Here is a 10180-nt window from a genome sequence, read left to right on the forward strand (position 1 = left end):
TGCTGGAGCGATTGCCCTGATGAAGCACCGGCGTCTGATACGCACGATGTACGGACCTGCTAAGGATAGCCGCCCATTGCGAATCTCGGCAAGGTGGACGCGCCATCAGTCGACGAGGACGCCCTCGGCGAGTCCCGGCTCCACCACACGCAGGCCGTCCGCGACCGCGAGTTCGCGCAATTCCGACGGGAATTCACTCGTGCCCAATGCCAAGATGGTCGGACCTGCACCGGAAATCGTTGCCGCGATCCCTGCCGCGCGCAGACGCGCGATCCACGCGGTGGTCAACGGTAGCGCGGGAGCACGCTGGGTCTGATGCAGACGATCAGCGGTCGCGGGCATCAACAAGTCGGGTTGCTGGGTCAACGCCACTACTGCCAGCGCGGCGCGACTGACGTTGAAGGCCGCGTCACGGTGCGGCACGACCTCGGGCAACAAACCCCGGGTATGTGCGGTCGACGAGCACTGCTCGGGGATCAACACAACCGGACGTAGGGTGGGATGCGCTTCGAGTCGGATCGCCCGGTAGCAGGGGCTGCCCGAACGCTCCGCCGACACCTCGGCATCGGCGGCATCGGACTCGGTCCACGACACCACCACCCCACCGAGCACACTTGCCGCAGCATTGTCGGAGTGACCTTCGAACTCCGAGGCCAGCTGAATCAACTGCTCGGTCGGCACAGCCAATTTCGGGTCCAGCTTCGCAGCCAGTGCACACCCCGCGGCCAGACCGCCGACCACCGCAGAAGACGACGAGCCGAGCCCACGCGAATGCGGAATCACGTTGCGGCACACCACATCGAGACCCGCGGCCGCCACTCCCGCAGCCTCCAGTCCGCGCTCGATCGCGCGTACTACGAGGTGCGTCGGGTCCCACGGCACCTCGTCGGCGCCCTCCCCCTCGACCCGGATCGCCAGTCCGGAATCGGTGGTGCGTACATCGATCCGGTCGTAGATGCCCAGTGCCATACCGAGCGAGTCGAACCCGGGACCAAGATTCGCCGTGGACGCAGGCACACGCACCGCGACCGCGAGATCAGCAGGCAGCCGGGTGCTCATGAGTTGACTGTCGCTCGAATTCAACTCAGGCCAGCTCCAGTTCCGCGGCGACCGCAACCGGGTCGACCGGAATCGCCTGCACCTGAGGCATTCCCGACAATGCCGTGTCGGGATCTTTGAGACCATTGCCGGTCACGGTGCACACCACCGTGAGCCCCGAATCCAGCCAACCCTCCCGGCGAGCGGCGAGCACCCCAGCGACACTGGCAGCCGATGCGGGCTCGACGAAGACTCCTTCTGTCGCCGCGACCAAGCGGTACGCCTCGAGGATGGCTTCGTCGGTCGCGGCGCGAAATACCCCGCCGGACTGTTCCTTGGCTTCGACGGCGCCGTTCCAGGACGCAGGCGCGCCGATCCGGATAGCTGTCGCGATGGTCTCCGGCTCCGCCACCGGTGCGCCCTCGACCAAGGGAGCCGCGCCCGCAGCCTGGACACCGAGCATCCGGGGGAGCCCATTGGTGACGCCGTCCGCGTAGTACTCGCGGTAGCCGCGCCAGTAAGCGGTGATATTTCCCGCGTTACCGACCGGAAGTGCATGGACATCGGGCGCCGCGCCGAGCGCGTCGCAGATTTCGAAGGCCGCGGTCTTCTGTCCCTCGATCCGCGCCGGATTCACCGAGTTCACCAAACCGATGCTGGGGAAGTCGGAGGTGACCTTGCGGGCGAGTTCCAGGCAGTCGTCGAAGTTGCCCTGAACCTGGATGATCTTCGCACCGAGCATGACCGCCTGCGCCAGTTTGCCCATCGCGATCTTGCCTTGCGGAATGAGCACCGCACAGTTCATACCGGCGCGGGTGGCGTATGCCGCAGCCGAGGCCGAGGTATTGCCGGTCGACGCACACAACACCGCCCGTTGACCACGGTATTTGGCGTCGGTCATGGCCATCGTCATGCCGCGGTCTTTGAACGAACCGGTCGGATTGAGTCCCTCGACCTTCAGATACACCACGCACCCGGTCAGCTCGGACAGGTGCGGCGCAGGCACCAGCGGCGTGCCGCCCTCGTACAGAGTGACCGGCTCCCAGTCGGCAGCGCCCGCGAGTCGCTCGCGATAGGCCGCGATCACCCCCGGCCAGCGGGAGTGCACTCCTGCCTGGGGCGCGACGCCCATCGTACTCATTCTTCGGTGCCTTCCAATCTCAAGACGCTGGTCACGGATGTGACGGATGTCATTTCAGCTAGTGCGGCCACGGTGTCCACGAGCGCCGACTCCTCCGCGTGGTGGGTCACCACGACCAGGCGTGCACCCGAGCCGTGCCCTTCTTGACGGACGGTCGAGATACTCACCCCGTGGTCGGCGAATTCGCCCGCTACCTTGGCCAGTACCCCAGGACGATCTTCGACCTGCAGGTTCACGTGGTAACGCGTGGGCGTATCACCAATCGGTGCGATCGGTAGCTCAGCATAAACCGATTCACCCGGAGCGCGACCACCGTAGAACTTGTTCCGCGCTGCCATCACCACGTCACCGAGCACGGCAGAGGCAGTCGGCGCACCGCCGGCGCCCTGTCCGTAGAACATCAGCCGTCCGGCGTTCTCCGCCTCGACGACGACCGCATTGAAGGCTCCGGTCACTGCGGCCAGGGGATGTCTGCGTGGGATGAGCGCCGGGTAGACGCGCACGGAGACACGCTCCTTGCCGCCGTCTTCAGGGCTCGGCTCACCGGGACCGGCGGAAACACGCTCGCAGATCGCCAGCAGCTTGACCGTACAGTCGAGCGCCGAGGCGGTCTCCAGGTCCTCCGAGGTGATTCGGGAGATTCCCTCTCGGTATACGTCGGCGGCGGTGACCCTCGTGTGGAATGCCAGGGACGCGAGGATCGCGGCCTTGGCCGCAGCGTCGAAACCTTCCACATCGGCGGTGGGGTCGGCCTCGGCGTACCCGAGGCGAGTGGCCTCGGCCAATGTGTCCGAATATTCCGCGCCGGTTTCGTCCATCGCCGAAAGGATGAAGTTGGTGGTGCCGTTGACGATGCCGACGATCCGGTTGACCCGATCCCCGGCCAGCGACTGGATCAACGGGCGGACCACCGGGATGGCGCCCGCGACCGCGGCCTCGAAGTACAGGTCGGCGCGACTGTGCTCGGCAGCCGCGGCGAGTTCGCCGGTGTAGTCCGCCAACAGCGCTTTATTGGCGGTCACCACGGATTTGCCCGCGTTCAGCGCCGCCATGATGAGCCGACGCGGTGGATCGATGCCGCCGATCACCTCGACCACCAGATCGACATCCGCGCGTGCGACGAGGGCGTCGGCATCGGTGGTCAGCAAGTCTCGAGGTACGCCCCGGTCGGGACCCAGATCGCGGACGGCCACGCCACGCAGCACCAGCGGAGCGCCGACACGGGCACGCAAGTCCTCGGCATGTTCGCGCAGGATGCGCACCACCTCGGCGCCGACATTGCCCATTCCCAAAACAGCGACCCCGATCGGACGATCGGCTCCCCAGACACCGTTCTTCGCGTTCGCCGTCACGATTCCACCTCCAAGCTCAGCAGGTCCGCCACCGTCTCCCGGCGCAGAACGAGTCGTGGTTGTCCGTTCCGCACCGCAACCACCGCCGGGCGGGTCAACTGGTTGTACCGGCTCGACATCGAATAGCAGTACGCGCCGGTGGCCGCGACGGCCACCAGGTCGCCGGGGCCGACATCGGATGGTATCCAGGTGTCGCGGATCACGATATCGCCACTCTCGCAATGTTTTCCGACCACGCGCGCGACGAGCGGCGGGGCGTCCGACGACCGTGAAACCAAGCGGCAATCGTAGTCGGCCTGGTACAGCGCTGGTCGGATGTTGTCACTCATACCGCCATCGACGCTGACGTATCGTCGATGCAGGCCACCGTCCAGCGAAACATCCTTGACAGTGCCCACCTCGTACAGCGTCACCGTGCCCGGGCCGGCGATGGCGCGACCCGGCTCCACCGCGATCGTCGGCATGGGCAGGCCTGCACGATCGGCCTCGACGGCAACCAGCCCACGGAGGTTGTCGGCGAACTCGTCCAGCGCTGGTGGAGAATCCGACGGAACATAGGAAATCCCGAGGCCGCCGCCGAGATCCAGAATGGAGATCTGGGCAGTGCGTTCGACACCGAATTTGTCCACTGCCTCACGCAGCAAACCGAGCATACGCCGCGCGGCAATTTCGAAACCGTCGATTTCGAAGATCTGCGAACCGATATGGCTGTGCAGTCCGACCAACCGCAGATTGTCGGCGTCGAAGACCCGGGTGAGCGCCTCCAACGCGTCTCCACCCGCGATCGAGAAGCCGAACTTCTGGTCCTCGTGCGCGGTCGAAATGTATTCGTGCGTATGGGCTTCTACCCCGACCGTGACCCGAACCAATACATCCTGTACTACCCCCGCACGACGTGCGACCGCATCCAAACGCTCGATCTCGATCAGCGAGTCGACCACGATATGGCGCACACCGGCGCTGACCGCGGCTTCCAATTCGGGGATCGACTTGTTGTTGCCGTGCAGGGCGATCCGAGTCGCGGGGAAGCCCGCATGGAGGGCAATCGCGAGTTCACCACCGGAGCAGACATCCAGCGACAGCCCCTCGTCCCGAATCCAGCGTGCGACCTCGCCACACAAAAATGCCTTGGCGGCGTAATGGACCCGCGCATCCGCACCGAATGCACGGACCATGTCCCGGCAGCGAGACCGGAAGTCGTCCTCGTCGATCACGAACAGCGGCGTGCCGAATTCGGCGGCCAGTTCGTCCACCGGTACGCCGGCCAACCGGACCACGCCATCGGTCTCGCGAACGGCATTGCGCGGCCACACATTCGTGGGCAGATCGATCAGCTGTCGCGGGTCCCGTGGACGCTGTGGCAGATTCGGCGCATGCGACAGTTCGGCGTGCCGCGGACCGGCGGGGTGCGCGCTCATGATGCTCCCTTCCTCGAGCTGGTCGAACCCCGAGTCACATCCGCTCCGGGGCGCTCACACCGAGTAGTCCCAGACCATTGGCCAGGACTTGGCGCGTGGCGTTGACCAGGACCAGCCGAGCGGCGTTCGTTGCAGAAACGGGATGGTCGCCCTGTGGCAGGACTCGCAAGTTCTTGTTGGTCTGGAAACGGTGGTAGGCGCCGGCCAACTCCTCCAGATATCGGGCCACCCGGTGCGGTTCGCGCAGGCTTGCGGCACCGGCCACCACTCGGGGATAGTCGCCGAGCGTTCGAATCAGCTCGCCCTCCTCCTCCTCCGACAGCAGCGCGAGGTCCGCGGCGACCGCAGCGAAGTCGAACTCGGCGGCATTACGTGCGATAGACGCGGTCCGCGCATGCGCGTACTGCACGTAGTAGACCGGGTTCTCCGTGCTCTGACTCGCCCACAAGTCCAGGTCGATATCGATACTCGAGTTCACCGACGAACGAACCAGCGCGTAACGCGCCGCGTCCACGCCGATGGCCTCGACCAGGTCATCGAGAGTCACCACTGTGCCGGCTCGCTTGCTCATTTTCACCGCGACTCCGTCGCGCAGCAGGTTCACCATTTGCCCGATCAATACTTCGACGGTCGCCGGGTCGTCACCGAAGGCCGCCGCAGCAGCCTTCAATCGGCCGATATAGCCGTGATGATCGGCGCCGAGCATATAGATACACAGATCGAATCCGCGCCCACGCTTGTTCTGGAAATATGCGATGTCACCGGCGATGTAGGCCGCCTTGCCGTCGCTCTTGATCACCACCCGGTCCTGGTCGTCCCCATATTCCGAGCTGGCAATCCACCACGCGCCGTCTTTCTCGTACAGATCGCCGGAATGCTTCAGCTGCTCCACAGCCTGTTCGACAGCCCCGGAAGCGAACAACGAACTCTCATTGAAGTAGACGTCGAAGTCGGTGCCGAACTCGTGTAACGACTCCTTGATGTGCGCGAACATCAACTCGACGCCCTCGGCGCGGAAGACCTCGAGGCGTTCGGCCTCCGGCTTGTGCACTGCCTCCGGACGGGCGGCGACGATCGTGCCGGCGATCTCGCCGATATAGGCGCCGGCGTAGCCGTTGTCCGGCGTCGGCGCCCCGATCGCAGCCGCGACCAGCGAAGCGGCGAACCGATCGATCTGCGCCCCATGATCGTTGAAATAGTATTCCCGGACCACGTCGGCGCCCTGCGCGGCCAGGATGCGGCCCAACGCGTCGCCGACCGATGCCCATCGGGTGCCGCCGAGGTGCACTGGACCGGTGGGGTTGGCCGACACGAATTCGAGGTTGATTCGGCTGCCCCTCAACGCATCCGTGGTGCCATAGGAGGAGCCGGCGGCCAGTACACGCTCGAGGATCGCGCCCTGCGCGGCGGCGGCCAGGCGGATGTTCAAGAACCCCGGCCCAGCGACTTCGGCTGCAGCGACCCCGTCCGCGCCGGCCAGCGCGGCGGCCAACCAGGTGGCCAACTCGCGGGGCTTGGTCCCCGCGCGCTTGGCCACTTGCATTGCTACGTTGGTGGCGTAGTCGCCGTGCTCGGGGTTTCGCGGACGCTCCACCGTGACGTCGTCGGGCAGGACTGCGGGATCCAGTCCATGTTCGACGAGCACCTTCGCTGCGGTCGCTCGAAGGAGATCTGCAAGGTCAGCGGGAGTCACGAGTCACTATCCTATGGTCTCGGCGGGTGTACGCCTCTGGGTGGGCACTGCGCAGCCAGCGGAGATCCAGCACATCGAAAGAGCACAACGAGCAATGCCGAACAATCCGAGCAGAAGATCCACCGAGGCCGCCAAGGCCGCGGCGAGGTTGTCGGCTCCCCGCGGAGGGGGCGGACGAGGTCGATTCCCGAGGAAGAACCGACAAATTCCCTGGCTGACCATCGGCGCGGCCGTGGTCATCATCGCATTGATCGGTGCATTGACCTACTACTTGGTCCCCAAGTTCCGCGAGAAGGCGGAGTTGGACCAATACACTCCGAGCGCGCAGAACAACGATCCCTCCGACGAGATCGAGGGCGTGGTGAAAAAGGAGTACCCCGCTGGTCTGCATGTCGGACCACAGCAACGGGTGGCCTACGACCAGGCGCCACCGTTCGGTGGACCGCATGATCAATCCTGGGCGACCTGCACCGGCGTGATCTACGACGAACCGATCCGAGCGGAGAATGCCGTGCACTCGCTCGAACACGGCGCCGTCTGGATCACCTACAACCCCGACATGGTGAGTGCCGAGGGAATCGACACGCTGCGCGCACGGGTCGAAGGAAAGCCCTACACAATGATGTCGCCCTACCCCGAGCAGGACGCCGCGGTGTCGTTGCAGTCCTGGGGACACCAGTTGAAGCTCGAGGACCCCGACGACAAGCGGGTCGGCCGGTTCATCGCTGCGCTACGGCTCAATCCTTACACGTACCCCGAGGTCGGGGCGGACTGTTCGACGATCGTCTTCGATACCGAAAACCCGCCGCCGTTCGACCCCACGCCACCCGGTCCCGATGCGGTACCGATGGACGGCGAGGGCCGGCAAATCCAGTCCGAGGCCGGCGGCATGCCCGGACGCCTACCGGATGGTCCCGACGTACCCGCCCTGGCCGAGCCGACTGTGGAGGCACAACAGTGATGTCGACCGATCCCGATCTGGCAGACCCGACCTCGACCGCGCCACCCAGTCTGCGGGAGCAAGTCCGTCGCCAGAGCACTGCGTTGCTGATCCTGGGCGCAATCGGCGCGGTCTTGATCGGTGTTGGGATCGGCGTGCTGGCGCAGCGGCTGGCCAACGACTCCGCCGAGCCCGAGCCGAGCGCCACCGACGTCGGATTCAGCCAGGACATGTCCGCGCATCACGCCCAAGCCGTGGAAATGGCCGGAGTGGTACTCATCGGCTCCACCGACAGCGAGATACGACGCCTTGCCTACGACATTCTCACCACCCAACAGAACCAAATCGGCCGCATGCAGGGTTGGCTGCAACTCTGGGACGAGCCCACGCACACCGTGAACGGGTTCATGGGCTGGATGACCGAACCGATGTCGGGACCCGACCATGCCACAATGAGCGCGCCACACATGTCCGGCCCGGTAGCCGACATGCCCGGCATGGCCTCGGCCGCCGATCTCGCCGCACTGCGTCAGGCCAGCGGACCGGCACTCGATACCCTGTTCCTGCAGCTGATGTTGCGCCACCACGAGGGCGGCTTGCCGATGATCGACTACGCAATCCAACACGCCGACACCACGGCGATCCGCACCATTGCCGAAACCATGTCCGAAACTCAGCGGGGCGAATCGGAACTGATGACGACGATGCTCGCAACGCGTGGGGCTTCTCCCCTCCCTCTGGGGTGACCGAAGGGCTCGCGGGGCCGCGACGCGCCCTTTTGGCGGACGGCCACCGATACGATAAGCTGACTCCGCCCGATCGGGTCACCGCCCGGCCCCGATTGAGTCCTATCCCGCCCTCGTAGCTCAGGGGATAGAGCGTCTGCCTCCGGAGCAGAAGGCCGCAGGTTCGAATCCTGCCGAGGGCACCAAAGACCACCTACCGAACTCCTTGGTAGGTGGTCTTTTTCATGCCTTACAGACGGTCCGGTCACTTGACCGTGAGAACCCACAATTCACCGCTTTCAGCGGCTGCTCGAGGCACACGGGGGGCACGGCTATCTCACGCAGTCGTACGAAACCAGCTGCGGCGGCGGGTTCTTCTGCCCCTGGGTGGTGGCGCTTGCGCCTCCACCGCTCAGGCCACCGCCTGCAGGAAGGCGTGCTTGCAATGCTCGTGGTGACGCTCGACCGGTTCAAGGCCACGCAATGTAAATTCTTTCTCACCTACTACCTTCCCGTGCTGACAATGACCTTCACCCTCGGGGCCGCAGGAGGTTGGTCGAGCGGTAGGTACGACATCGACATACCGTCGTGGTTGGTGGCACTCCTGGCAATGGAGGTGTTCATGATCGGCTATTTCCTGGCACTGGTGGTGTGGGAACATCGACAGCCGCGGGCGACCCCCGGCCCGGGGCCTCATCGGTATCTATTTCACGATGAGTACGCCCAGTAAGGCCGAGCGAGTAAAGCGCCTGAATGCGATGAAATCGCAGACCGGAAGTGCGATCACACGGTAGCTCGCTGTTGAACACGGAACCTCTACGCGCCGAGGGGCAGGCAAGAGTCGCGCAGTACAGCACAATCGACGTCGAATCTGCTGCCATACGATGATGGTCCGATGACGGAGCACACCACGCGAGCAGGGACCGAAGAGATCCGGACCGAAGCGCTTCGCTTCGAGGTGGACGACCTGACCAGTCCCGAGATGCTGGCTTTTCTTGCCGAACACCTCACCGACATGGCCGCGAACTCACCCCCGGACAGTGTGCACGCCCTCGCCCCGGAAGCACTGCGGGACCCCTCGGTCACCATCTGGAGCGTGTGGGAGGGATCCACCCTGGTCGGCTGTGGTGCACTGAAGACTCTCGACCCCGAACACGCCGAAGTGAAGTCGATGCGTACCGCCGCCGGGTACACCCGACGAGGCATTGCCTCAGCACTGCTCACCCATATCATCGCGATCGCCCGTAATCGCGGATACCGCCGACTGAGCCTGGAAACCGGCTCGGCGGACTACTATCGGCCTGCCATACGCCTCTACCAGCGCCACGACTTCCAGCAGTGCCCGCCTTTCGGCGAATATACCGAAGACCCCCACCTCGTGTTCATGACACTGGAGTTGTGAGCCTCTCGGCTCTGGTCACCGGGGTGAGATTTCCGCGAAGTCGAGCTGCAGATGAGCGGGCCCGCGCACCACGACATGCTCCCGATACGGCGGCGGGTCCACCACCAACTTCGGCGACTCGACCCGTTGCACGAACCGGGTCAATGCCACCCGTGCCTGCAAACGCGCCAGCGGCGCCCCGAGACAGAAGTGAGAACCGAACCCGAAAGCACAGTGATGAAGGTTCTCCCGCATCGGATCGAACCGATCGGGATCGACGAACTCCGCCGGATCACGATTGGCCCCGGCGACTGCGAACAGCACCCAATCGCCGGCCCCGACGCGCAGTTCCGGAATATCCTCCGCAGCGATGCGCGACACGATCTGGACCGGCGGGTCGTAGCGCAGTGTCTCCTCGACCACGGCGTCGGCCCGGCCCGGGTCCGCACGAAAGGCATCCAGTTCACTCGGATTACGCAACAACGCCAACAC

Annotated in this window: 10 protein-coding genes and 1 tRNA gene; 5 read left to right on the forward strand and 6 right to left on the reverse strand. The window is 65.0% G+C overall.

Annotation, left to right across the window (positions count from 1 at the left end):
- Nucleotides 1–105: 105 nt before the first annotated feature.
- Genes thrB through argS form a run of 5 tightly spaced genes read right to left on the reverse strand, consistent with a single transcriptional unit; the run spans nt 106 to nt 6642 of the window.
- The gene (gene thrB / locus K940_RS0121600; protein WP_028479157.1) at nt 106–1059 is read right to left on the reverse strand and encodes a homoserine kinase; all 954 of its coding nucleotides are present in this window, start codon (nt 1057–1059) and stop codon (nt 106–108) included.
- A gap of 25 nt (nt 1060–1084) precedes the next feature.
- On the reverse strand, nt 1085–2179 hold the full coding sequence (gene thrC, locus K940_RS0121605) for a threonine synthase (protein ID WP_028479158.1): 1095 nt from the start codon (nt 2177–2179) through the stop codon (nt 1085–1087).
- Nucleotides 2176–3531 carry a homoserine dehydrogenase gene (locus tag K940_RS0121610; protein WP_028479159.1) on the reverse strand — a complete coding sequence of 452 codons (1356 nt, stop codon included), beginning with the start codon at nt 3529–3531 and terminating at the stop codon, nt 2176–2178. The genes thrC and K940_RS0121610 overlap by 4 nt, the downstream gene beginning before the upstream one ends.
- Nucleotides 3528–4949 (reverse strand): diaminopimelate decarboxylase, encoded by a 1422-nt coding sequence (gene lysA, locus K940_RS0121615; protein WP_028479160.1) that lies wholly within the window; start codon nt 4947–4949, stop codon nt 3528–3530. The genes K940_RS0121610 and lysA overlap by 4 nt, the downstream gene beginning before the upstream one ends.
- A gap of 34 nt (nt 4950–4983) precedes the next feature.
- Entirely contained in the window at nt 4984–6642 is a 1659-nt protein-coding gene (gene argS, locus K940_RS0121620; RefSeq protein ID WP_028479161.1) for an arginine--tRNA ligase, read from the reverse strand.
- A gap of 94 nt (nt 6643–6736) precedes the next feature.
- On the opposite strand from argS, the gene K940_RS29890 reads away from it, so the two are divergent.
- From K940_RS29890 to K940_RS0121645, 5 genes are all read left to right on the forward strand, one after another.
- Entirely contained in the window at nt 6737–7603 is an 867-nt protein-coding gene (locus K940_RS29890; protein WP_036529827.1) for a DUF3105 domain-containing protein, read from the forward strand.
- Complete coding sequence (locus tag K940_RS0121630) at nt 7603–8328, forward strand: DUF305 domain-containing protein (RefSeq protein ID WP_028479162.1); 726 nt, start codon at nt 7603–7605, stop codon at nt 8326–8328. Before K940_RS29890 ends, K940_RS0121630 begins: the two co-directional genes overlap by 1 nt.
- Nucleotides 8329–8437: 109 nt before the next feature.
- Nucleotides 8438–8513 (forward strand) — tRNA-Arg (locus tag K940_RS0121635).
- Nucleotides 8514–8752: 239 nt separating this feature from the next.
- Nucleotides 8753–9037 (forward strand): hypothetical protein, encoded by a 285-nt coding sequence (locus K940_RS0121640; protein WP_028479163.1) that lies wholly within the window; start codon nt 8753–8755, stop codon nt 9035–9037.
- A 165-nt stretch (nt 9038–9202) separates the two neighbouring features.
- On the forward strand, nt 9203–9709 hold the full coding sequence (locus K940_RS0121645; protein ID WP_051407441.1) for a GNAT family N-acetyltransferase: 507 nt from the start codon (nt 9203–9205) through the stop codon (nt 9707–9709).
- 15 nt (nt 9710–9724) lie between these two features.
- Here the strand turns inward: K940_RS0121645 and K940_RS0121650 are convergent.
- Nucleotides 9725–10180: cytochrome P450 (locus K940_RS0121650; RefSeq protein ID WP_028479165.1), on the reverse strand; the 456-nt coding region annotated here is incomplete at its 5' end.

It is taken from the genome of Nocardia sp. CNY236, assembly GCF_000482385.1.
In the GTDB taxonomy this organism is placed as follows: domain Bacteria; phylum Actinomycetota; class Actinomycetes; order Mycobacteriales; family Mycobacteriaceae; genus Nocardia.

Bases quoted from the DNA above. Each gene is read 5' to 3' on its own strand.
- thrB (WP_028479157.1), bottom strand. From the start codon at position 1,059: ATGAGCACCCGGCTGCCTGCTGATCTCGCGGTCGCGGTGCGTGTGCCT.
- thrC (WP_028479158.1), bottom strand. From the start codon at position 2,179: ATGAGTACGATGGGCGTCGCGCCCCAGGCAGGAGTGCACTCCCGCTGG.
- lysA (WP_028479160.1), bottom strand. From the start codon at position 4,949: ATGAGCGCGCACCCCGCCGGTCCGCGGCACGCCGAACTGTCGCATGCG.
- K940_RS29890 (WP_036529827.1), top strand. From the start codon at position 6,737: ATGCCGAACAATCCGAGCAGAAGATCCACCGAGGCCGCCAAGGCCGCG.
- K940_RS0121630 (WP_028479162.1), top strand. From the start codon at position 7,603: ATGTCGACCGATCCCGATCTGGCAGACCCGACCTCGACCGCGCCACCC.
- K940_RS0121640 (WP_028479163.1), top strand. From the start codon at position 8,753: ATGCTCGTGGTGACGCTCGACCGGTTCAAGGCCACGCAATGTAAATTC.
- K940_RS0121645 (WP_051407441.1), top strand. From the start codon at position 9,203: ATGACGGAGCACACCACGCGAGCAGGGACCGAAGAGATCCGGACCGAA.